Origin of the sequence: Kineosporia corallincola, from assembly GCF_018499875.1 — a bacterium.
Classification (GTDB): domain Bacteria; phylum Actinomycetota; class Actinomycetes; order Actinomycetales; family Kineosporiaceae; genus Kineosporia; species Kineosporia corallincola.
Window position 1 is genome coordinate 158,326 of the sequence record NZ_JAHBAY010000005.1, and the last position, 21,309, is coordinate 179,634.

Genomic DNA, 21,309 nt, shown 5'->3' on the forward strand with positions numbered 1-21,309 from the left:
CCCTCTCAGGCGTTCGCGTAGCGGTTGGCGGGCCGGGGCAGTCCGAGAAGGTCTCGCAGGGACGCCTTCTCGGGGTAGGCAGTGCGGAACAGTCCGCGCCGTTGCAGCTCCGGCACCAGACCCCGGGTGATCCCGGTCAGGTCGTGCGGCAGGCTGGCCGGGCGCAGCCGGTAGCCGGTGATCCCTGCCTCCTGCCAGCCGGCCAGCAGGTCGGCGACGGTGGACGGCGTTCCGGCCACGATCTTCGCGTCACTGGTGTACTCGGTGCCGGCCAGCTCGTTCAGCCGCTCCAGCCGATCGCGGGCAGCCTGCTCGGTGTCGTCGATCAGCACCACGAGATCGGCCCACACGTGCACCTTCTCGTGCTCCCGCCCGGCCGCCCGGCGCTGGGTGTCGATACGCCGCGCCAGGTCCGCGGCCTGGGCGTCGTCGTGCGGGGTGACGAAGCCGAGATCGGTGGCCCGCCCGATCAGCCGGTACGGCGCGTCCGCGTGGCCGAGGGCCGCGACCAGCGGCTGGCCCTGCGGGGGCCGGGGCGTGATCGAAGGGCCCTTGACCGAGAACCAGCGCCCGGTGAAGTCGATGTAGTGCAGCTTGTCGCGGTCGACGAACCGGCCGGTGGCGACGTCCCGGATCTCCGCGTCGTCCTCCCAGCTGTCCCACAGCCGGCGCAGCACCTCCACGTAGTCGGCGGCCTCGTCGAAGTACTCGGCGAACCGGGCCTGCACGTCGGGTTCATTGATCCGGTCGAGGTCCAGAGACGGTAGCTCACGTCGTCCAAAATTTTCGGCGGAGTCGGGACGGACCGCGAGCTGCACCCGCACCCCGGCCCGCCCCTGGGCGACGTAGTCCAGGGTGGCGACGGCCTTGGACAGGTGGAACGGCTCGGTGTGGCTGACGATCGCGGTCGGCACCAGCCCGATCGAGTGCGTCAGCGGGGCCACCCGGGCGGCGATCAGCACCGCGTCGAGACGCCCCCGCACCCGGTCGGCGCGCCGGTCCTGGGTAGCGAACTCGTCGGACTGGAGGTTCAGCGCGTCCTCGACGGTGACCAGGTCGAGCAGCCCGCGCTCGGCCTCCAGCACCAGGTCGGCCCAGTACCGCGGCGAGAAGAGCTCTTTCGGCCGGGCGCCGGGCTCCCGCCAGGCCGCGGGGTGCCATCCGGCCCCGTCCAGGGCGACGCCGAGGTGGAGCGGTCGATCGGTGGTCATGGGAGGGTCTTTCCCTTCTTCTCGCCGGCCTCGATCGCCACCGGCAGGCGGTTCTCCGGGGGCGGCAGCGGGCAGGTGGCCAGCGGCGTGTAGGCGCAGGGCAGGTTGGCGGCGCGGTTGAAATCGAGGACGACGCTCCCGTCCGCCCCCGGCGCCGGCACCTGGAGCGAACGGTTGGCCGCGTACGTGGTGACGCCGGAGGTGGCGTCGGTGAACAGCACGGTCAGGGTGCCGGGGGCGTGCCCCTCGAAGGCGGTGAGGGTCAGGGCCTGGCCGTCGATCTCGAAGGTCAGTTCGCCGGGCGCGTCGTAGACGTGCTCCAGTCCCTCGACCGCGGCGCCGACGGTGACCGGGCGGGGTGTCTCGAACGCCCGGTAGGTGGCCGGCACCACCCAGCGCTCGTCCGGCTCGTAGCGCGGGGTGCCGTCGTAGGCGCGCAGGATGTCGTGGTGCGGGTGCCGCGGGCGCACGATGTCGTGCCCGCCCCGCTTCGCCACCTCGATCACCGCGTCACCCCAGGTGGCGAACACGCTGGCGCGCTCGGGCAGCACGCCGAAGGAGTACCGGCCGGAGTGCTTCTCGTCGTCCACCAGGATGGTCTCGCCCTCGCCGAGCTCGACGCTCACACCGCCGGGCCCGGTCGACCACGCCCCGGGCGCGTCGTCGAAACGCTGCGGCGCCTCCTCCAGCCAGTGCAGGCCGGTGATGGCCAGGAAGCCGTGCGGGTCGGCCAGTTTCGCCTCGCGCTCGCGGGTCCACTCCTGCCAGTCGGCGATGAACGTCATGGTCGTGCTCCTTCTTCCGTCAGAGTGCGGCCGGGGATGGCGGCCAGCAGCTCGCGGGTGTAGTCGTGCTGCGGATCGGTGAACAGGTCGTGGGTGGTGCCGGTCTCCACGATGCGCCCGTGACGCATCACCGCCACCCGGTGCGCGATCCGGCGCACCACGGCCAGGTCGTGCGAGATGAACAGGTAGGCCACGCCGGTGTCGGCCTGGAGCTGCACCAGCAGCTCCAGCACCTGCGCCTGCACCGACACGTCGAGCGCGGAGACCGGCTCGTCGCAGACCACCAGGCCGGGCGACAGGGCCAGCGCCCGGGCGATCGCCACCCGCTGCCGCTGGCCGCCGGACAGTTCCGCCGGGCGCCGCCGGGCCAGGGCGCCGGGCAGGGCGACCCGGTCGAGCAGGTCGTGCACGCGGGCCTGCCGCGAGGCCCGGTCACCGACCCGGAACACCCGCAGCGGTTCCTCGATCGTCTCGGCCACGGTGAACCGGGGATCCAGTGAGGCGTAGGGGTTCTGGTAGATCAGCTGGGCCCGGCGACGCAGCTGCCGGGTGGCCGCCGGGCCGGAGCGGGTGATGTCCTCGCCGTCGAACCGGATCGTGCCGGACGTCGCCTCGGCCAGCCGCAGCACCAGCCGGCCGGTGGTGGACTTGCCCGACCCGGACTCCCCCACCAGCGCCAGCGTCTCGCCCCGGCCGATGTGGAAACCCACGTCGTCGACGGCCTTCACGGCGGCCGGGCCGGCCGCGGTGCGGGGCAGGGGGAACACCTTGGTCAGCCCGGACACCTCGACCAGCGGCGAGCCCGTGACTCTTCCCGCGGCCTTTCCGGCCGGGACCGGCCTGCTGCTGGGGACACTGGCCAGGAGCTTCTTCGTGTACGCATGCCGCGGGTCGGCCAGAACGGCTGCGGTGGGCCCGGTCTCGACCACCCGCCCGCCGGACATCACGACCAGCCGGTCGGAGCGGTCGGCCGCCACCGCCAGGTCGTGGGTGACCAGCAGCACCGCCGCGCCAGAGGCCGCGACCAGGTGCTGGAGGTGGTCGAGGATCACCTTCTGCACGGTGACGTCGAGGGCACTGGTCGGCTCGTCGGCGATGATCAGCTTCGGGTCGGCCGCGACGGCGATCGCGATCAGCACCCGCTGCCGCATGCCGCCGGACAGTTCGTGCGGGTACTGCCGGGCCCGGGTGGCCGCGTCGGGAAGGCCGGCCCGGTCGAGGATGCCGATCGCCCGCGCCGCCGCGTCCCGCCGGTTCGCCAGGCCGTGCAGCCGCAGCACCTCGGCCACCTGCTCGCCGATCCGCTTGACCGGGTTCAGCGACACCGCCGGGTCCTGCGGCACCAGGCCGATGCCCGCGCCACGCACCGTGCGCAGCACCCGCGGCGGCGCGTTCTCCAGATGCTGCCCACCGAACAGGATCTCGCCCCGGTCCACGGTGGCGTTGCCGGCCAGCAGCCGCACCACGGCGTGGGCCGTGGTGCTCTTGCCCGAGCCCGACTCCCCCACCACCGCCACGATCTCGCCGGGCGCCACCGTCAGTGACACCCCGTCCACCGCCGGCACCGGCCCGGAACGGGTGCGGTACGACACGGCCAGGTCCCGGATCTCCAGCAACGGGCTCACCACTGGCCCACCTCCCCGTCGAGGGCACGCGCGATGCGGTTGGTGGCCAGCACCGTCGCGGCGATGGTCAGGCCCGGCAGCGTGGTCAGCCACCAGGCGTTGGCCAGGTAGTTACGGCCGTCGGAGATCAGCGTGCCCCACTCCGGCGCCGGCGGCGGGGCGCCGTAGCCGAGGAAGCTCAGGCTCGACACCGCCAGGATCGACGTGCCGAACTCCAGCGTGGCCAGCACCAGCACCGGCCCGATGCTGTTCGGCAGCACGTGCCGGCCCAGCACCGTGAACCAGCGCGCGCCACTGCCCCGGGCCGCCTCCACGTACACCGCGGTGCGCACCCGCAGCACCTCCGAGCGCATCACCCGGGCGAACCCGGCCACGTTCGCCACCCCGACCGCGACCGCGACCTTGGTGGTGCCGTAGCCCAGGGCCGTCACCACCGCCAGTGACAGGAACAGCGTCGGGATCGACAGCACCACGTCGACGAACCGCATCACCACGTCGTCCACCCACCCGCCGGCGAAACCGGCCACCAGGCCCAGTGTTCCGCCCACGACGAACGCGAACAGCACCGCGATCAGGGTGGCCCGCAGTGACAGCTGCGCGCCGTGCACGACCCGGGCGAACAGGTCACGGCCCAGGCTGTCGGTGCCGAACCAGTGCGCCGCCCCCGGCGCGGTGAAGTTCTCCTCCGGCACTCCGCGGGCCGGGTCCTGACCGCTGAACACGCCGGGGGCGAAGGCGGCCACGGCCACCAGCACCACCAGCACGAGCGACAGCACCAGGCCAGGCCGGCGGGCCAGGAAGAGCAGGGTGCGCCGCAGTCCGCTCTGGCCTGTTATCACTGGTGCGGTCGCCGGTTCCAGGTCCAGGCCGTCGATCAGGATCTGCTCACTCACGCCGTCACCACCCCCGCGGGCCGGGCCGGGGCCAGCACGATCCGCGGGTCCAGCACCGGGTAGACCAGGTCGACGAGCAGATTGACGACGACGAACACCAGCGCCCCGTAGACCACCACTCCCTGCACCACCGGGATGTCCTGTGCCGTCACCGCGGCCTGGGTGACCCGCCCCAGCCCGTTGCGGGAGAACACCGTCTCGATCACCACCGCGTTGGCCATCAGCTGGCCGACCAGCAGCCCGGCCACGGTCAGGGCGGGCAGCGAGGCGTTGCGCAGCGCGTGCCGCAGGTGCACGTGCACCCGCCCCGCGCCCTTGGCCCGGGCGGTGCCGATGTACGGCTCGTCCAGCGTGGTGCTCAGGCTCTTGGCCAGCACCAGCGCGATCTGCGCCCCGGTCGGCACGGCCAGCGTGAGGGCCGGCAGCACCAGGCCTTTCAGCCCGTCGTTGCCGAACGCCGGGAACCACGGGTTCCGGAACGAGAAGAACTGCACCAGCATCAGCCCGACCCAGAACGTCGGCACCGAGACCCCCAGCGGCGGCAGCGACAGCAGCACCTGCCGCAGCCACCGCCGGGAGCTGTAGGTGGCGGCCAGCGCCAGGCCACCGCCGAACAGGAAGGCCAGGCCCAGCCCGGTGGCGGTGAGCAGCAGGGTCTGCGGCAGCGCCTCGGTGATCATCGAGGCGACCGGGCGGCCGGTGGCCACCGAGTCACCCAGGTCACCGGTCAGGGCCCGGCCCAGGTGCTCCGCGTACTGGAGGGGAAGCGGCTGGTCGAAACCGTATTCGTGACGCAGGGCCTCGATCCGGGCCGGGTCGACCGGTGCGGAGTCCATGCCCGCCCCGGCCATCGCCGACACCGGATCGCCCGGCAGCAGCACGAGGATGAAGAACGACAGCGTGTACGCCGCCAGGAGCACCCCCACCGCCTGGGCGATCCGCCTGATCACGTAGCGGGTCACTACTCGACCCAGGTGTCGTGCAGCTGGATCCGGCTGGACGCCTCGAAGTTCAGGTCGTGCACCCGCTTCGCCACCCCCAGCTTGGTCTGGAGTTCCACCACCGGCACCACGAAGGCGTTCTGCACGACGGTCTCCTGCGCGGTGGCGACCAGCTCGTCCCGCGCGCCCTGGTCGATCGTGCCGGCCTGCTCGGTCAGGGTCTCGTCCAGTCCGCTCTCCGGCAGCCGGTACGGGTTGACCAGAGCGGTGGAGAACTGGGTGCGCAGGATGTCCGGGTCGGCGCGGGTCACGTTGCCCCACACCAGCTCGTAGTCGCCGCCCTGCACCACCGAGGCGTACTGCGAGATCTCGGCCTGCTTCAGCTGCACCGTCACGCCGATCCCGGCCAGTTGCTGCTGCACCAGTTCCAGCGCGGGCTGGTTGGTGGGCGAGTTGGCGAACCAGGTGATGGTGAAGGCGAGTTGCTTGCCGTCCCTGGTCCGGGTGCCGTCGGCCCCGGCTTTCCAGCCGTCTTGCTCCAGCAGGGTTTTCGCCTTCTCGGCGTCGTGGGTCAGTTGCGCGGACAGGTCCTCGTAGCCGGGTGTGGTGTGGGCCAGCACGCTGGTGGCGGGCTCGGTGCCGCTGTTGAACACGGTGTCGGCGATCTGCCGGCGGTCCACGCCGTAACTGATCGCCTGGCGCACCGCCTCGTCCTTCAGCACCGGGTTCTCGTTGTTGGCGGCCAGGTTGAACACCACGCCCGGGTTGGCCCGCGCCTGCAACGTGGCCCCGGACGCCTCCAGCGCGCTCTCGTCGGCGCGGGCCACGTTGCCGATGGCGTCGACCTGCCCGGACTGGAGGCTGCCGGTGCGCACCCCGGCCTCCGGCAGGACCTTGAACACGACCTGGTCGAGGTAGGCCTCGCCGTCCTTCTTCCACAGCGACGAGCCCCACGCGTAGCCGGTGCGCTTCTTCAGCGTGATCGACTGGTTGGGCGTGTACTCGCCGAGGGTGAACGGGCCGGACCCGACGATGCCCTGGGTGCAGCGCTCCTGCGCCGAGAGTTTCGTGCTGGCCTCCGACACGATGCCCAGCGAGTGAGTCGAGGTGGCTTGCAGGAACTGGGCGTTGGGCTGGGCGAACTCGACGGTGAGGGTCTGGTCGTCGTCGGCGGTGATCTTTTCCACGCCGCTCAGGTAGCCGGTGGCCAGGCCGGCCAGCACCCCCAGGCCGGGCACGGCCTCGAAGTTCTCCTTCACCACCCCGGCGGTCAGCGCGGTGCCGTCGCTGAAGGTGACGCCGTCGCGCAGGTGGAAGGTGAAGGTGGTGGCGTCGTCGCTGATGTCCCAGCTCTCGGCCAGCCAGGGCACGATCTCACCGGTCTGCGGGTCCTGGTCGGTGAGCGAGTCGACCAGCTGGCGCACCGAGTAGATGGAGTCGTTGCTGGCCACCTGCTGCGGATCGGTGCACCCGGTGTCGGAGCCGACCGCGAAGGTCAGCGTGCCACCGGTTTTCGGCGCGGCGCTACCACCGGCGTCGTTCGCACCGGAGCCCGAGCCGCAGCCGGCCAGCACGAGCACACCGGCGGTGAGCCACAGGGCGGGGGCGTGCGTCAGCTTTCTTCCCACGTAAGGGGTACTCCTCGTCCGCGAGGGATCCGGCAGGCCGGCGAACGCCGCGGACAGGCGGCGTCAGCTCACGGCCGGATCAGGGTGTCGGGGAAAATGCCGGGTGCGCAACGCGGTTCGCGCGGCACCCGGTTCATGACGGGCGGGGCTTCTAACGGCAGAGGGTCTGGCGACAGAGGCTGGTGCACACGCGCAGAAGATCGACGTGCCGGCGCCGGGAGAACCGGTGGTTCTTCACATTGCCTCCTCAGCAGCCGACTCCCCTCACGCTAAGCCGCGACTGCATTCAGGTCAATGCATATAGACAAGATAGACAATGTGTCCGGCATCTCGTCCGGTTATGCCCTGCTACGTGCGCTTTTCCGTGCCTCGCCCGGACGGCCGTCCCCGCTCCCACGCCCCGATCCCGTTCCCGGCGGCCCCCGTGAACCCCCGGTGAAAGTGATTGCATACCCCTCGTCTCAGACGCATACGCCTGCATACAGTTGCATCCATGAGCGCTGAGGACACGAGGATGAGCGCCCGGGACGCCATCTACTCGGCCCTGCGGCGCAGGCTGATGGCCGGCCACTACCGGGAGGCCGGGCCGCTGGTGCCGACCGCGCTGAGCGAGGAGTTCGGCGTGTCCCGCACCCCGGTGCGCGAGGCCCTGGCCCTGCTGGAGCGGGACGGCCTGCTGATCGCCGGCAGTCGCGGTTTCACCGTGCGCCGGCGCAGCATCGAGGAGACGCTCGAGATCTTCGAGGTGCGAGCCGTTCTCGACTCCGCCGCCGCCTCGGCCGCGGCTCTGCAACGCAGCTCGATCGACCTGGCCAAGCTGGAGGAACTGCACCGCCGGGCCACCGCCGTCACCGACGCCGACGGCACCGCCCCGGACGAGACCGCGCACCAGGCGGTGCGGGCCCTGTTCAACCAGTGGCACGACTGCATCCGGGCAGCCGCGCACAACCGCACGATCCTGAGCGTGCTGCACACCCTCGACGCCCAGGTGAAGTCGAGCGCACCGTGGACGCCCGCGCCGGCCGCCACCTCGTTCGCCGACAGCCACGCCGAGCACGCCCGCATCCTCGACGCGATCCGCCGCACCGACGCGGAGGCCGCCCGCACCGAGATGCTCGACCACCTGGCCCGCGACCGTGACGTGCGGGTGCGTCACCTGGTCGCCCAGTCCCTGGAACTACCCGGCGACGAGGCCGGACCCGTGGACGGACAAGCGATCTCGCCCCGGATCACCGTCGTCGGGCTCACCGGCACCGCACCCGTGGTGAGGGCTGCCGACGCCGTGGTCAGCACAACCGGGGCCGTGATCAGCACGAGCGGGCCCGTCGCCAACCACGCCGGGCCTCCCGTCGCCACTGCTGGATCCCTGGTCAGCGCTGCCGGGTCCGGGGCCGACGCGGCCGGGTCCGCGTTCGGCGGCGACATCGGCAGCACGGGCGACGACACCGCCCCCGGCTTCCCGGTTCCTCTGCCCGGAGAGTGTCCGTAGAGGGTTGTGCCACCCGGCGCCCCCTCCCGTGCCGTCCTGCCCCGCTCACCGATCGGCCCTCGCCGGCAGAGGGCCTGCCGGGCCACGCCACCCGACCACCGGCGTCCCCTTGTTCCGCCCTTGAACCATCAGGAGTTTCCCATGTCTCACAAGCAGATCCACCTGGCCGCCTTCATGAACGCCGGGCCGATGGGAACGGTCGGCTGGCGTCATCCGGACGCCCGCGACGACTTCCTGTCCGCCTCGTACTACGTCGACACCGCGCGACTGCTCGAAGAGGCCAAGTTCGACATGATCTTCATCCCGGACTCGCTGGCCGTGCCGCGCAGTCTCGGTGGACGCTTCGACCCGGCCGTGCGCTACGGGGCCGGCTCGCCGCGGATCGACCCGATCCCGGTGCTGTCGCTGCTGGCCGGCGCCACCAGCCGGATCGGCCTGGCCGGCACCACCTCCACCGGGTACACCGAGCCCTACAACGTGGCCAGGTCTTTCGCCACGCTGGACCACCTGACGGCGGGACGGGCGGGGTGGAACGTCGTCACCAGTTTCCAGGACGCGGAGGCCCAGAACTACGGTTTCGACCGGCTGCCGCCGCGTGAGCAGCGGTACGCGCGGGCCGAGGAGTTCCTCGAGGCCACGGCCCGGCTGTGGGACAGCTGGTCCGACGAGGCGATCGTGCAGGACAAGGCCACCGGGCAGTTCGGGCGCCCGGAACAGGTGCGGTCCGTGGACTTCCGCGGCGAGTACGTGAGCACGCAGGGCCCGCTCGGGGTGCCCCGCCCGCCGCAGGGCTACCCGGTGATCGTGCAGGCCGGGGCCTCGCCGAGCGGCCGTGACTTCGCCGCGCGCTGGGCCGACGTGATCTTCTGCTCGCACGAGTCGATCGAGTCGGCGATCGAGTTCTATTCCGACGTCAAGACTCTCGCCGCGAAATACGGCCGCGACCCGGACCAGCTGAAGATCCTGCCCGCCGCCGCGGTCGTGGTCGGCGACTCCCGGCAGGACGCGCAGGCGAAGCACCGGGCGTTCGAGGACCTGGTCGACCCGGAGGCCGGACTGTCCCGGCTGGCCTACCACATCAACGTCGACCTGACGAAATTCGATCTGGACGGACCGCTTCCGGAGATGGAGGTGGCCGGTGTGATGGGGCACTACCGGGAGGTGCTGGAGTACGCGCTGGCCAGGAACCTGACCATTCGCGAGCTGGGCAAGTGGTACGGCGCCCGCACCGAGGGATACCTGGTGGGCTCGGCCTCCGACATCGCCGACGGCATGCAGGAGTGGGTCGACCGCGGCGCCGCCGACGGCTTCATGGTGGTGGCCACCCACGTGCCGGCCGCGTTCGCCGACTTCGCCGCCCAGGTGGTGCCGGAACTCCAGCGCCGCGGGCTGTTCCGCACCGAGTACGAGGGAAGCACCCTGCGCGACAACCTGGGCCTGGCCCGACCGGCCCGCGACGAGTGGAAGAACCGCGCCCAGAGCGCCCTTTCCGGGGAGACCAACCGATGACGACCGAGATCCGCTGGCCCGAGCCGTATGTCACTGAGGCACTGCGCGCCGTACGCGACACCTCACCGCTGGTGTTCGGGCTGACCAACTACATCACCGCCGGCCTGAACGCGAACATGGTTCTCGCGGTGGGCGGTTCACCGGCGATCGGCGGCAACCCGGCCGCGGTGCGGCCCCTGGCCACCGCCGCCGGCGGGGTCTGGATCAACCTGGCCGCGCAGGTCACCGACTCCCCCGAACTGCTGCTGGACGCGGCCCGTACCGCGCACGCGGCCGGCACCCGCTGGGTGCTCGACCCGGTGACCGTCGGCGCCGGGATCAGCGTCAGCGACGACCTGGCCGCCGAACTGATCGGCTCCGTGCCGCCGACCGCGGTGCGCGGCAACGCCAGCGAGATCATCGCGCTGGCGGGGGGTTCGGCCACCTCGCGCGGCGTGGACGCCACGGCGACCGCCGAGGACGCGGTGCCGTACGCCCGGCGACTGGCCACGCGGACCGGCTCGGTGATCGCGATCAGCGGGCCGACCGACTACGTCACGGACGGCGAGCAGGTGGTCGCCGTCCCGGGTGGGCACCGCTGGCTGACCCGGGTGACGGGCGCCGGGTGCAGCCTGGGCGCCCTGGTGGCGGCGTTCCTGGCGCCCGGCACCGACCCGCTGCGGGCGACGGTCGCGGCTCACGCCGTGCTGGCCGTGGCGGCCGAGCGGTCGGCCCTGATCTCCCGGGGCACGGGCACTTTCGCGGCCAACGTGCTGGACGAGCTGACGATCCTGTCCGAGGGGCTGTGACGTGGCCGCGCCCCAGGCGACCCCGGAGACCGGCTCCGGAACCGGGGCGGGCGCCATGGCCGGGCCGGTGATCCCGGGAACGGTGCCGAATCCGCCGGGCTCATCGTCGTCCCCAATTTCCGGCCACACCGGGCGTTTCGTCGGTGCGGTGCTGCCCTGGCTCAGCCCCCTGGTGATTCTCGGCCTGTGGTTGCTGGGTTCGCGCCAGGGCTGGATCGACGACACCGTGCTGCCCAGCCCGGGAGCCGTTCTCGGTGCGGCACGTGACCTGACGGCCGACGGCACCCTGCCCGACGCCCTGGGCACCAGCCTGACCCGGGTGGTGCTGGGGAGCGTGCTCGGTGTGACGTTCGGCCTGATCATGGGGGTGATATCAGGATATTCGCGGTTCGGCGAGCTGACCGTGGACCGGCCGCTCCAGATGCTGCGGGCGATCCCGTTCAACGCGCTGCTGCCGTTGTTCATCATCGCCTTCGGCGTGGGTGAGTCGATGAAGGTGCTGCTGATCGCCGAGGGTGTGCTGATCCCGGTGTATCTGAACACCTACGCGGGCATCCGCAACGTGGACGCGAAGCTGGTGGAGCTGGCCACGGTGTACCGGTTCTCCCGTCGTCTCATAGCGTTTCGCATCCTGCTGCCCGGGGCCCTGCCGAACATCCTGACCGGCCTGCGGTTCGCGCTGGCCATCGCCTGGATCGCGCTGGTCACCAGCGAGACCGTGAACACCACCTCGGGGATCGGGTTCATCCTGATCAACGCGCAGCGCTTCGTGCGTCCCGAACAGGTGGTGCTGTGCATCATCATCTACGCCCTGCTCGGCGTTCTCACCGACTGGCTGGTGCGGCTGCTGGAGAACCGGCTGCTGCGCTGGCGCAAGGGTTTCAGCGGTCGCTGAACCCCCGGATCCGATCCCCAAGGAAACACCATGCGTCTCAGAATCCCCGCCGTCGCCGTCGCCTCCCTGCTGGCCCTGTCGGCCTGCGGCGGTTCCTCGTCCGGTTCCTCCTCCGCCGACGGCGACGTCGAGTTCCGCGTCGCCTACCTGCCCACCGCCAACTACCTGACCACGGTCAAGGACTCCGGCTACCTGGAGGAGGAGGGCAAGGCCGTGGGCGCCACGGTGAAGTGGGTCGGACCGCTCGACCCGGTGACCGCCTACGACACGGTCACCGCCGGCGAGGCCGACGCCTCGTCCACCGGCACCGGCTACTTCGTCAACCTGGCCGGGAACAGCGACACCTGGATGGCTTTCGCACTGGAGAAGTACTCCGGCAAGAGCCAGGGCATCGTGGCCAACCGGCAGAGTGGTGTCAGCTCGCTGAAGGACCTGTACGGCAAGAAGGTCGGCATCGACTCCCCCGGCGGTACCGGCGACTACCTGCTGAACCTGGCGTTCGAGGAGGCCGGGCTGGACGTGAGCAAGGTCGAGAAGGTCACCCTGGACACCTCGACGTTCGCCACCGCCTTCGCCAGCGGCCAGGTGGACGCGATCGCCTCCTACGACCAGAACCTGGCCGCCGCCGAGGCCACCGAGGGCTCGAAGGTGCTGATCACCGGCGCCGACATGAACTCGTACAACTGGTCCATCCACATCGTCAGCCGCACCTGGGCGGAGGCTCACCCGGAGCAGCTGAAGGCGATGTACGACGGCCTGGTGAAGGAGGCCGCGCGGGCCAAGGCCGACCCGAGCGTGATCACCGACACCTACCAGGAATTCGGCGCCACTGACGAGCTGACCGAGCAGATCGCCACCTTCGACGTGCCGACCATCGAGCCGATGGACGACGAGGTGGTCTCCGACCTGGAGAAGCTCGGCCAGCAGTACGTGGACTTCGGGTTCCTGGACTCGGTGCCGGACATCGCGAGCGCCGTGGTCGACGAGTCGAAATGATCAGCTTCGAGGGCGTTTCCAAGCGTTACGGCTCCACGGTCGTGCTGGACGGCCTGGACCTCCGGGTGGCGCAGGGCGAGTTCGTGGCCGTGATCGGCCGCTCCGGCACCGGCAAGTCCACCCTGCTGCGGATCGTGGCAGGGCTGGAGAAGCCGGATTCCGGAACGGTTTCCGTGCCGGAGGGGGTGGCTGTGGCGTTCCAGGAGCCGCGGCTGCTGCCGTGGCTGGGCGTGGGGGCGAACGTGGCCCTGGGTCTGCCGGCGTCGCAACGGGACCGGGCGGTGCGGGCTCTGGCGGAGGTCGGGCTGGAGGACCGGGCCGGGGCCTGGCCGCTGGAGCTGTCGGGGGGCCAGGCGCAGCGGGCGTCGCTGGCCCGGGCGCTGGTGCGGGAACCGCGGGTGCTGTTGCTGGACGAGCCGTTCGGGGCCCTGGACGCGCTGACCAGGCTGGAGATGCAGTCGCTGGTCGGGCGGCTGTGGCGGGATCACGGCTGGACGGTCGTGATGGTGACGCACGACGTGGACGAGGCGGTGCGGCTGGCTGACCGGGTGATCGTGCTGGGCGAGGGCTCGATCCGGCTGGAGCTCGAGGTGCCCGGTAAGGGCCCTCGCCGGGCCGAGGACCCACAGCTGGCCGGCCTGGGCCGGCAGCTGCTGGGGGCGCTGGGCGTCACCCTGGCCTGAGACCGTCGGCTGCTCCTGACCATCTTCCGGTGGTCGGGAGCAGCCGTCGTCTGCCCACCGCCGCGAACCGGCTCAGGCCCGCTGCCGCTCCAGCGAGGCGGCCAGGCTCTCCAGTTCGGGGACCTCCGCCGCCCGCGCGAGCGATTCGGCCAGCACCCGGTCGTGGGTGGGGCGGGCGTCTTCCAGCAGGCGCTGACCGGCCGGGGTGAGCTCGGTGTAGATGCCGCGGCGGTCGTCCACGCACAGGAAGCGGGCCAGCAGCCCGCGGTCTTCGAGACGGCCGACCAGGCGGGTGGTCGCGCTGCTGGAGAGGGCGGCGGCGCGGGAGAGCTGCTGCATGCGCATGTGCCAGCCGTCGTCCTGCCGGTTCAGGGCGTCCAGCACCGTGTACTCCACGACCGACAGCCGGTGGGCCGCCTGGAGCTCTTTCTCCAGGGCGGACTCGATCAGGCCGTGCAGCGCGGCGAGGCGGCGCCAGCCCTGGGCCCGCACCTCGACCGCGTCGTCATTCTTCGTCATCTCCGGCCTCCCTGCCCGTGCCCGCACAGTGTAGCCACCTTGCGCTCATAGGCGGCGTCTGCAAACATCCGGGATTGTTGCTGTTGCAACTACAGGCGTGTGCGACTTTTGCGCCCGCCTGGGAAGGGACGCTGCCGGCCCGGCCGGGCAGCTCCCCCGGGTATCCGATCGCCGAACGAGGTCTTGTCTTGTCCCAGAAGCTTTTCGAGCCCATCACCCTGCGCGGCACCGAGTTCCGCAACCGCATCTGGGTGCCGCCCATGTGCCAGTACGTCGTGGAGAAGCAGGACGGCGTCGCCACCGACTGGCACATGGCCCACCTGGGTGGCATGGCGCAGGGCGGTGCCGGGGCGATCATCGTCGAGGCGACGGCGGTCAGCCCGGAGGGCCGGATCTCGGCTCAGGACCTCGGGCTGTGGAACGACGAGCAGCGCGACGCCCTGGTCCCGATCGTGGCGTTCCTGCGGTCCCAGGGAGCGGTGGCCGGGATCCAGCTGGCCCACGCCGGCCGCAAGGCCAGCAGCCTGCGCGAGGGCGTCCCGGGCGCGGGTCGCGACGTGCCGCCCGCCGAGGGCGGCTGGGAGACGGTCGGCCCGTCCCCCGTCGCCTTCCCCGGCCTGCGCGCCCCGCGCGAGCTGGACCAGGCGGGCATCGACGCCGTCGTCGCCTCGTTCGCCTCCGCCGCCCGGCGCGCCGTGGAGGCGGGCTTCGGGCTGCTGGAGGTCCACGGGGCCCACGGCTACCTGATCCACGAGTTCCTCTCCCCGCTGAGCAACCGGCGCACCGACTCCTACGGCGGGTCGCCGGAGAACCGGGCCCGTCTGCTGCTGGAGGTCGTCGACGCGGTGCGCGCCGAGGCCGGCGAGTCGCTGCCGGTGATCGTGCGGCTGTCCGCCACCGACTGGGCCGAGGGCGGCATCACCCTCGACGACACCGTGCAGGTGGCGCAGTGGCTGCGCGAGCGCGGCGTCGACCTGGTCGACGTCTCCACCGGCGGCAACGTGCGGGCGTCCATCCCGGTCGGCCCCGGCTACCAGACCCCGTTCGCCGCCGCGATCCGCGAGCGGGCCGGCATCCCGACCGGCGCCGTCGGCGAGATCACCGAACCGGCCCAGGCCGAGCACATTCTCGCGACCGGGCAGGCCGACGTGGTGCTCGTCGGCCGGGAGATCCTGCGTGACCCGCGGTTCCCGCAGCGCGCCGCCCTGGCCCTGGGCGTCGACGCACCCCCGATCCCGGTGCCCTACCTGCGCGCGTTCGGGATCAGGCCGGCCTGACCGTCGTCCGGATGCCTAGCGCGACGCCCACTCCTGGGCCAGCAGCTCGTAGCTGCGCACCCGGTCGGCGTGGTCGTGCGTGATGGTGGTGATCAGCAGCTCGTCGGCGCCGGTGGCGTCGCGCAGCCGCTCCAGCTGGTCGGCCACCTGGGTCGGCGTGCCGGTGAACTGGGTGTCCACCCGGTCCTGCACCAGCGCCCGGTCGGCATCGGTCCACACCCGCTGGTGCGCCTGCCGCGGTGTCGGGAACTGGATCGCCCCCTCGGCCGTGCGGATGCTGCGCACCCACGCACCGTAACCCGCGGCCAGTTCCCGCGCCTCGTCCTCGTGCGGGGCCACCACCACGTCGGCCGACACCGTCACGTAGGGCCGGTCCAGGTCGGCCGACGGCTTGAACGCCGCCCGGTAGGCGTCCACGGCCTGGAGCACACTGGCGGGCGCCACGTGGTAGTTGGCGCCGAACCGCAGCCCGCGCTCGCCCGCCACCTCGGCGCTCTCGCCGCCGCTGCTGCCCAGCACCCAGATCTGGAGAGCGGCCCCCTCGCCGGGGATCACGTGCGCCTCCTCGCCCTCGGCCGAGGTGTAGGTGCCGGCGATCAGCGCCAGCACGTCACCCACCAGCTCGTCGTAGTCCTGCGGCTGCGCGCCCGGCTGCGCCAGCAGCTTCTTCTGCAACGCGAAACGGGGCGAGCCGAGCAGCGGCCGGACGTCGAACTTCGGCGGGATCAGCAGGCCGTTCGGCGTGCGCCCGTCGACCACCTGGGAGGCCCGGGAACCCTCCGCCGGCACCTGCCGCGGCTCCCGCGGCACCCCGCCCGATCGGCCCAGCCCCAGATCGAACCGGCCCGGGTGGACGGCGTCGAGCAGGCCGAACTCCTCCACCACCGAAAGCGCTGTGCGGTGCCCCATCTGGACCGCTCCCGAGCCCAGCCGGATGGTGGAGGTGGCCGCGGCGGTCAGCGCCAGCAGCACGGCCGGCGAACTGCCCGCCACCCCGGGATTGAGGTGGTGCTCGGCGAACCAGAACCGGGTGTACCCCAGCCGCTCGGCCTGGCGCGCCAGGTCGGTGCTGTTGCGGATGGCCTCGGCGGCGCCGGACCCGGTGGAGATCGGCACCAGGTCGAGAATGCCCAGCGGAGTGGCTGTCACGGGACGAGCTCCTGTTCTGACGACTGCGGCGTCTGAGGGGCGGGAAGCACGGGGGCCCACGGCCACGGCGGGTCGGGCAGGTCACGGCGCAGCACCGGGGCGATCTGCGACTGGAACAGCTCGAGGCTCGCCCGGTGCTCGGCCTCCGGCAGCCCGGGGGCGTCGGCCTGCACGTTCAGCACGCTGTGGCCGAACTGCTCGTGGTAGCGGTGCACCTTCTCGATCACCTGCTGCGGGCTGCCGATCAGCGCCGAGCTGCGCTCCACGTAGTCGTCCAGCGTGGCGAACACCGGCTCCAGGCCCATCCGGCGCTGCATGGCCAGGTGCCCGGCGAACACCGGCGCGTAGGCCGCCAGCGCGTCCTGCGAGCGCGGCCGCGCGTGGTAGCCGGCCGAGGCAGCGCCGACCGTGGCCAGCGCCGGGTCGTGGCCGTAGTGTGCCCAGCGCTCGCGGTAGTGGCGGATCAGCTCGGCGTACGGGCCGATCGCGTGGGTGACGTTGGCGGAGAACAGCGGGTCACCGTAACGTGCTGCCAGATCCACCGATTCGCGGCTGGTGGCGCTGCCGTGCCAGACCCGGACCGGCTGCTGGAGCGGTCTTGGCCAGGCTTCGGCCTCGTGCAGCGGCGGCCGGAAACGGGTTTCGGCGGTGACCCTGGGGTTGCGCCACAGGGCCCGGAACACCTCGTACGACTCGGCGTTGCGGGCCCACTGGTCGTCGGGGGTGACGTTGAACAGCTCGCGCTGGGCGGCGCCGTTGCCCTTGCCGATGATCAGTTCCAGCCGGCCGCCGGAGAGGTGGTCGAGCGTGGCGTAGTCTTCGTAGGCGCGCACCGGGTCGAGCAGACTCAGGGTGGTGACGGTGGTGAACAGCCGGATCCGCCGGGTCAGGGCGGCCAGGTGGCTGAGCACCACGGTGGGCGAGGAGGAGATGAACGGCCGCTCGTGCCGCTCCCCCACGCCGAACCCGTCGAACCCGAGTTGCTCGGCCAGCAGGGCCTTCTCGATCACCTCGGCGAACCGCTGCGAGGTGGACTTCTGGACGCCGGTGACGGGGTCGGGTGCGTGGACGATCAGGGTGCTGAGCAGAAATCTCATGCGACGGTGTCGCCGGCCGCGCGGATCTGGCGCGGATCGGCGGAACTCCCTTCCGGCCTGACGGTATTCGTCAGGTTAACCCGCTCGTTCGACCACTGTCCATTGTCTATGGATTTGATCGGGATGACCTATCCGACGACGATCGGGGAGGGCAGGCCGAACACCTGGCGCAGAGTCGATCCGGTGGCCGGTTCCAGGCGCGGCACAACAGATTTGAGGACGCCGATGAGCTCGTCCCGGCCTCCCGTCGTCGCCAGTTCCAGGCCGTCCAGGGCGTGGGCCGTGGTCCACCGGGCCAGCTCCGAGGCGGTGGTGCGGCCGTTCTCGCGCACGATGCCGGCCCGGGCCAGCAGCGCCACCTGGTCGCGGCGGCGGCCGGAGCGGGCGACCGCCTCGGTCAGCCGGGTGTCGCCGCCGTCGACCAGCTCGATCCGGGGCACCACGAGCACGTCGGCCAGGGCGATGGCCGCGCTCCGGTCCAGATCGTCGCGCCCGTCCGCCACCAGCAACGGAAGCCCTTGCGGCGAAACTTCTTCCAGCGCCCCGGAGACCCGGTAGAAGCGTCCCTCGTGGGCCACCTGCCCGCCGCCCCACAGCTGGTTCAGCACGGTGGCGTACTCGGCCCAGCGGTTCGGCCGGGCGGCCCCCGAGACGTCCACCGGAAGGCCGGGTTTCGGCAGGTCGTCGGCGGCGGCCGCGGTCACCGCGTCACCGTCGCCGGCCCGCAGCGCGAGCCCGGACCGGCCGCCCGTGGCCCGGTCCAGCGAGGCGATCCGCCGGGCCAGGTCGTAGGGCGCGTTGTGGGTGGTGGGGGCGTCGACGATCCAGTGCAGCCCGGGCTGGCGGGCGGACAGGTACGAGGCCACAGACCCGGCGTCGAGCAGGGCGAGCTCGCCGGGTGGGCCGTCGCTCACCCGGATCGCGCTGACCCCCACGTCGGCCGCCACGGCGGCCACCTCGTGCGCCTGCTCCAGGGTCAGGCCGTCACCGACGGCCAGGTCGAGGATCACCACGAGAGGCATCGCTCACCGGCTCCCGGTCAGGGACGCCGCGCGGCGGCGTCCGGCGGGCGCCACCGGCAGGCCGAGATGACCTCGCAGGGTGCGGTTCTCGTAGCCGTCGCGGAACAGGCCGCGACGGCGCAGCTCGGGCACCAGGTGCTCGGTGAACGCCTCCAGCGCGTCCGGGCCGTCGCCTCCGGGGACGACGTCGAAGCCGTCCGCGGCCCCCGCGCGCACCCAGCGCTCCAGCTCGTCGGCGACCCGGCCGGGGGTGCCGGCCACGGCCCGGTGACCGTCGCGGCGGGCCGGCAACGGCGTGACCTCGCGGGCCTCGTGCTCGGTGCTGCTCAGCAGGGTGGTGACGGCGGGCAGCACCAGCACCGCGTCCGGGTCGCGGCCCGCGGCGTGGGCGGTGGCCCGGACCGCGGTGCGGAAGGCGCGGGAGCGCGCGATGCCGGCCCGCTCGCCCCTGCCGTGCTCGGGGTCGCGGTTGTCGTGGGCGGTGGATCGTGCGTGGATCACCACGTCGGCCACCCCCGCGACCTCCGCGCCGCCCGGCCAGACCAGCACCGGGCGTCCCTGGGCCGAGAGAAGGTCGTTGCGGCGGTTCCAGCGGGCCAGCACGGCGCCCACCGCCTCGGTGCGGCGGCGGGCCCGCTCGGGCCGGCCGGGCTCTTCGAGGGCACCGAAACGGGCTGCGCCGGTAGGGTTGTCCGAACCGACGTGCCAGCCCACCCGGCCGCCGCTGAGGAAGTCCAGGTCGGCCAGGCGGCGGGCGAGCTCCAGCGGGTCGCCGTGAGCGGCGGGCAGGGTGCCGATCAGGCCGATCCGCTCGGTGACGGCGGCGAGCCGGGCCAGCAGGCCGGCCGGGTCGGGACCGTCGTCGGTGAGGGTGACCGCGTCGAGGCCGGCCGCCTCGGCGAGGCGGACGGCGGCGAGCAACCGGTCGATGTCGGCCGGACGACCGGGTGCGGCTTCACGGCCGGGTGCGGCCCTACCACTCGATGCGGCTTCACCACCCGGTGCGGCTTCACGGCCGGGTGCGGCCCTACCACTCGATGCGGCTTCACCACCCGGTGCGGCTTCACGCGCCGGCTCGGCCACGCCGCTCGGCTCGCTGATACGGCTCGGCTCGGCCACCCGACCGGGCCCGGCCACCCGGCTCGGTCGGTTCACGGCGGCGGTCGCACCCGTGGCTCGCGGCGCGGCCCGGGGCGGGAGGGTCAGGGTGAGGTGGATCCGGCGGTTCATGCCCGGGTCTCCGGGCGGGTACGACTACGCACGTCGGTTCCTTCTGATCAGGCCGGCCCGCCCAGGGGCGGGCCACGCGAAGAACCAGGATCGGGAAGTGAGGAAAACGCCGGGAAGGGGTGACGGGAGCGCGTTCCGGGGCACTCCGCCGAAGAATCGGCGCCCGTGACACCCTGCCCGGCCTAAGCTTTCAGACAACGGCGAGGTCAACACCGGGCGCTGGAGACCCGTGACAGGTCTAGCCAGCGCACGCTCGTGAGCAGTGGACCTCGTTTCATGACATCCAGTGTCCGGGCGGTGACCTACATTGTCAATCATTTCTGTAGACAATGTAGGCTGACCCGATGTCGCTGGATTTTCTCTGGTACATCCCGAACACGGTCGAACCCGGGCACCGCGGCGACGACACCACCGAGGGCTGGGGCTCTCTGGACTACTCCACCGGGCTGGCCCGGGCGGCGGAGCGGCACGGGTGGTCGGGGGCCCTGATCGGCACCAGCTGGGGCCGGCCCGACACCTTCACCGTGGCCACCGCCCTGGCCGCGCGCACCACCACCTTCCGGCCCCTGGTCGCGGTGCGGCCCGGCTACTGGCACCCGGCCCAGTTCGCCGCGGCCGCAGCCACTCTCGACCAGCTCAGCCAGGGCCGGGCGCTGGTGAACATCGTCAGCGGGCTGGACCAGCCCGCCGCCTACGGCGACGACGTGACCGACTCCCCGCAGCGCTACGCGCGCACCCAGGAGTTCATGCATTTGGTACGACGGCTGTGGACCGAGCCCGAGGTGACGTTCGAGGGGCGGTTCTATCGGGTCACCGATGCCACCCTCGCCCATCGTCCTTACGCTTCGCCGCCTCCGCTGTACTTCGGCGGGGCCTCGCCGGCCGCCGAGCGGGTCGCCGCGGCGGAGGCCGACGTGCAGCTGTTCTGGGGCGAGCCGCTGGAGGCCCTGGCCGAAAGGATCGCCCGACTGCGCGAACTCAGCGCCGACCGGGTGCACGCACCACTGGAGTTCGGCCTGCGCATCACCACCCTGGTGCGCGACACCACGCAGGAGGCCTGGGCGGAGGCCGAGGCCCGGGTGGCCCGCATGCGCGGCGAGCAGCCCGAGGCCTGGTGGCAGGGCAACCGCGAGCACGCCGTGGGCCAGCGCCGCCTGTACGACCTGGCCGAGCGCGGCGAGGTGCTCGACACCTGCCTCTACACCACGCCGGGCACGGTCGGCGGCGGTGGCGCGGGCAGCACCTGGCTGGTCGGCTCGCCCACCGACGTGGCCCAGGCCCTGCTGCGCTATCGCGGCCTGGGCATCACCCGGTTCATCCTGTCCGACACCCCGTACCAGCGGGAGATCCGGCGGCTGGGCGAGCAGCTCCTGCCGCTGCTGAGAGAACCCGGAACCGAAGACGCCTGAATCCCCCGTCGGGGCAATGGGTCAGGATCTGTTCCGGGGACTGGGCGCGAGCCACTCCAGCCGTTCTTGCGAGAAGACGAATCCGCCCTCGGGAAACCAGGACCGAAGGAGGGTGGCCGGTCGTCTGGCCCCGGCCACCTCTCACCTCGACACCGACGCCCTG

19 protein-coding genes are annotated in these 21,309 nt (G+C 72.2%); 8 read left to right on the top strand and 11 right to left on the bottom strand.

Annotated features, from left to right (window positions below):
• Nucleotides 1–5 precede the first annotated feature (5 nt).
• From KIH74_RS13600 to KIH74_RS13625, 6 genes are read right to left on the bottom strand one after another with little or no spacing between them, the layout of a single operon-like run.
• Entirely contained in the window at nucleotides 6–1,211 is a 1,206-nt protein-coding gene (locus tag KIH74_RS13600) for an LLM class flavin-dependent oxidoreductase (RefSeq protein WP_214156266.1), read from the bottom strand.
• Nucleotides 1,208–1,996, bottom strand: coding sequence for a DUF1684 domain-containing protein (locus KIH74_RS13605; RefSeq protein WP_214156267.1), 789 nt, complete (start codon nucleotides 1,994–1,996; stop codon nucleotides 1,208–1,210). The genes KIH74_RS13600 and KIH74_RS13605 overlap by 4 nt, the downstream gene beginning before the upstream one ends.
• Entirely contained in the window at nucleotides 1,993–3,624 is a 1,632-nt protein-coding gene (locus KIH74_RS13610) for a dipeptide ABC transporter ATP-binding protein (RefSeq protein ID WP_214156268.1), read from the bottom strand. The genes KIH74_RS13605 and KIH74_RS13610 overlap by 4 nt, the downstream gene beginning before the upstream one ends.
• The gene (locus KIH74_RS13615; RefSeq protein WP_372492061.1) at nucleotides 3,618–4,460 is read right to left on the bottom strand and encodes an ABC transporter permease; all 843 of its coding nucleotides are present in this window, start codon (nucleotides 4,458–4,460) and stop codon (nucleotides 3,618–3,620) included. Before KIH74_RS13615 ends, KIH74_RS13610 begins: the two co-directional genes overlap by 7 nt.
• A gap of 50 nt (nucleotides 4,461–4,510) precedes the next feature.
• A complete protein-coding gene (locus KIH74_RS13620) occupies nucleotides 4,511–5,476 on the bottom strand; it encodes an ABC transporter permease (RefSeq protein ID WP_308113765.1) in 966 nt (321 codons plus the stop codon).
• A complete protein-coding gene (locus tag KIH74_RS13625) occupies nucleotides 5,476–7,083 on the bottom strand; it encodes an ABC transporter substrate-binding protein (RefSeq protein WP_214156270.1) in 1,608 nt (535 codons plus the stop codon). The genes KIH74_RS13620 and KIH74_RS13625 overlap by 1 nt, the downstream gene beginning before the upstream one ends.
• A gap of 493 nt (nucleotides 7,084–7,576) precedes the next feature.
• Here KIH74_RS13625 and KIH74_RS13630 point away from each other — a divergent pair, with 493 nt between their 5' ends.
• From KIH74_RS13630 to KIH74_RS13655, 6 genes are all read left to right on the top strand, one after another.
• The gene (locus KIH74_RS13630; protein WP_214156271.1) at nucleotides 7,577–8,572 is read left to right on the top strand and encodes a GntR family transcriptional regulator; all 996 of its coding nucleotides are present in this window, start codon (nucleotides 7,577–7,579) and stop codon (nucleotides 8,570–8,572) included.
• Between the two features lie 141 nt (nucleotides 8,573–8,713).
• Entirely contained in the window at nucleotides 8,714–10,081 is a 1,368-nt protein-coding gene (locus tag KIH74_RS13635; RefSeq protein WP_214156272.1) for an LLM class flavin-dependent oxidoreductase, read from the top strand.
• Nucleotides 10,078–10,869, top strand: a complete 792-nt coding sequence (gene thiM, locus KIH74_RS13640; RefSeq protein WP_214156273.1) for a hydroxyethylthiazole kinase — start codon at nucleotides 10,078–10,080, stop codon at nucleotides 10,867–10,869. Before KIH74_RS13635 ends, thiM begins: the two co-directional genes overlap by 4 nt.
• A gap of 1 nt (nucleotide 10,870) precedes the next feature.
• On the top strand, nucleotides 10,871–11,764 hold the full coding sequence (locus KIH74_RS37685) for an ABC transporter permease (protein WP_214156274.1): 894 nt from the start codon (nucleotides 10,871–10,873) through the stop codon (nucleotides 11,762–11,764).
• A 30-nt stretch (nucleotides 11,765–11,794) separates the two neighbouring features.
• Nucleotides 11,795–12,760: an ABC transporter substrate-binding protein gene (locus KIH74_RS13650; RefSeq protein ID WP_214156275.1), complete on the top strand. Its 966-nt coding sequence runs from the start codon at nucleotides 11,795–11,797 to the stop codon at nucleotides 12,758–12,760.
• Nucleotides 12,757–13,443: an ABC transporter ATP-binding protein gene (locus tag KIH74_RS13655; RefSeq protein ID WP_246572330.1), complete on the top strand. Its 687-nt coding sequence runs from the start codon at nucleotides 12,757–12,759 to the stop codon at nucleotides 13,441–13,443. The genes KIH74_RS13650 and KIH74_RS13655 overlap by 4 nt, the downstream gene beginning before the upstream one ends.
• A 72-nt stretch (nucleotides 13,444–13,515) precedes the next feature.
• On the opposite strand, the gene KIH74_RS13660 is transcribed toward KIH74_RS13655, so the two are convergent.
• Complete coding sequence (locus KIH74_RS13660) at nucleotides 13,516–13,962, bottom strand: MarR family winged helix-turn-helix transcriptional regulator (protein WP_214156276.1); 447 nt, start codon at nucleotides 13,960–13,962, stop codon at nucleotides 13,516–13,518.
• A gap of 188 nt (nucleotides 13,963–14,150) precedes the next feature.
• On the opposite strand from KIH74_RS13660, the gene KIH74_RS13665 reads away from it, so the two are divergent.
• Nucleotides 14,151–15,239, top strand: a complete 1,089-nt coding sequence (locus KIH74_RS13665; protein WP_214156277.1) for an NADH:flavin oxidoreductase/NADH oxidase — start codon at nucleotides 14,151–14,153, stop codon at nucleotides 15,237–15,239.
• A gap of 15 nt (nucleotides 15,240–15,254) precedes the next feature.
• Here KIH74_RS13665 and KIH74_RS13670 read toward each other — a convergent pair whose 3' ends face one another.
• The 4 genes from KIH74_RS13670 to KIH74_RS13685 form a co-directional block, all read right to left on the bottom strand.
• Nucleotides 15,255–16,388: an LLM class flavin-dependent oxidoreductase gene (locus KIH74_RS13670; RefSeq protein ID WP_214156278.1), complete on the bottom strand. Its 1,134-nt coding sequence runs from the start codon at nucleotides 16,386–16,388 to the stop codon at nucleotides 15,255–15,257.
• Complete coding sequence (locus KIH74_RS13675; protein ID WP_214156279.1) at nucleotides 16,385–17,485, bottom strand: LLM class flavin-dependent oxidoreductase; 1,101 nt, start codon at nucleotides 17,483–17,485, stop codon at nucleotides 16,385–16,387. The genes KIH74_RS13670 and KIH74_RS13675 overlap by 4 nt, the downstream gene beginning before the upstream one ends.
• Nucleotides 17,486–17,613: 128 nt before the next feature.
• Nucleotides 17,614–18,507: an LLM class flavin-dependent oxidoreductase gene (locus KIH74_RS13680; RefSeq protein ID WP_214156280.1), complete on the bottom strand. Its 894-nt coding sequence runs from the start codon at nucleotides 18,505–18,507 to the stop codon at nucleotides 17,614–17,616.
• Between the two features lie 3 nt (nucleotides 18,508–18,510).
• Nucleotides 18,511–19,737 (bottom strand): LLM class flavin-dependent oxidoreductase, encoded by a 1,227-nt coding sequence (locus tag KIH74_RS13685; protein WP_281417866.1) that lies wholly within the window; start codon nucleotides 19,735–19,737, stop codon nucleotides 18,511–18,513.
• A gap of 344 nt (nucleotides 19,738–20,081) precedes the next feature.
• Between KIH74_RS13685 and KIH74_RS13690 the strand changes: the two genes are divergently transcribed.
• A complete protein-coding gene (locus tag KIH74_RS13690; RefSeq protein ID WP_214156282.1) occupies nucleotides 20,082–21,146 on the top strand; it encodes an LLM class flavin-dependent oxidoreductase in 1,065 nt (354 codons plus the stop codon).
• The last annotated feature ends 163 nt before the right edge of the window (nucleotides 21,147–21,309 follow it).

What these genes read in the sequence shown, in the direction of transcription:
- KIH74_RS13600 (WP_214156266.1), bottom strand. Translation starts at nt 1,211, where the DNA reads ATGACCACCGATCGACCGCTCCACCTCGGCGTCGCCCTGGACGGGGCC.
- KIH74_RS13605 (WP_214156267.1), bottom strand. Translation starts at nt 1,996, where the DNA reads ATGACGTTCATCGCCGACTGGCAGGAGTGGACCCGCGAGCGCGAGGCG.
- KIH74_RS13630 (WP_214156271.1), top strand. Translation starts at nt 7,577, where the DNA reads ATGAGCGCTGAGGACACGAGGATGAGCGCCCGGGACGCCATCTACTCG.
- KIH74_RS13635 (WP_214156272.1), top strand. Translation starts at nt 8,714, where the DNA reads ATGTCTCACAAGCAGATCCACCTGGCCGCCTTCATGAACGCCGGGCCG.
- thiM (WP_214156273.1), top strand. Translation starts at nt 10,078, where the DNA reads ATGACGACCGAGATCCGCTGGCCCGAGCCGTATGTCACTGAGGCACTG.
- KIH74_RS13650 (WP_214156275.1), top strand. Translation starts at nt 11,795, where the DNA reads ATGCGTCTCAGAATCCCCGCCGTCGCCGTCGCCTCCCTGCTGGCCCTG.
- KIH74_RS13655 (WP_246572330.1), top strand. Translation starts at nt 12,757, where the DNA reads ATGATCAGCTTCGAGGGCGTTTCCAAGCGTTACGGCTCCACGGTCGTG.
- KIH74_RS13660 (WP_214156276.1), bottom strand. Translation starts at nt 13,962, where the DNA reads ATGACGAAGAATGACGACGCGGTCGAGGTGCGGGCCCAGGGCTGGCGC.
- KIH74_RS13675 (WP_214156279.1), bottom strand. Translation starts at nt 17,485, where the DNA reads ATGAGATTTCTGCTCAGCACCCTGATCGTCCACGCACCCGACCCCGTC.
- KIH74_RS13680 (WP_214156280.1), bottom strand. Translation starts at nt 18,507, where the DNA reads ATGCCTCTCGTGGTGATCCTCGACCTGGCCGTCGGTGACGGCCTGACC.
- KIH74_RS13685 (WP_281417866.1), bottom strand. Translation starts at nt 19,737, where the DNA reads ATGAACCGCCGGATCCACCTCACCCTGACCCTCCCGCCCCGGGCCGCG.
- KIH74_RS13690 (WP_214156282.1), top strand. Translation starts at nt 20,082, where the DNA reads ATGTCGCTGGATTTTCTCTGGTACATCCCGAACACGGTCGAACCCGGG.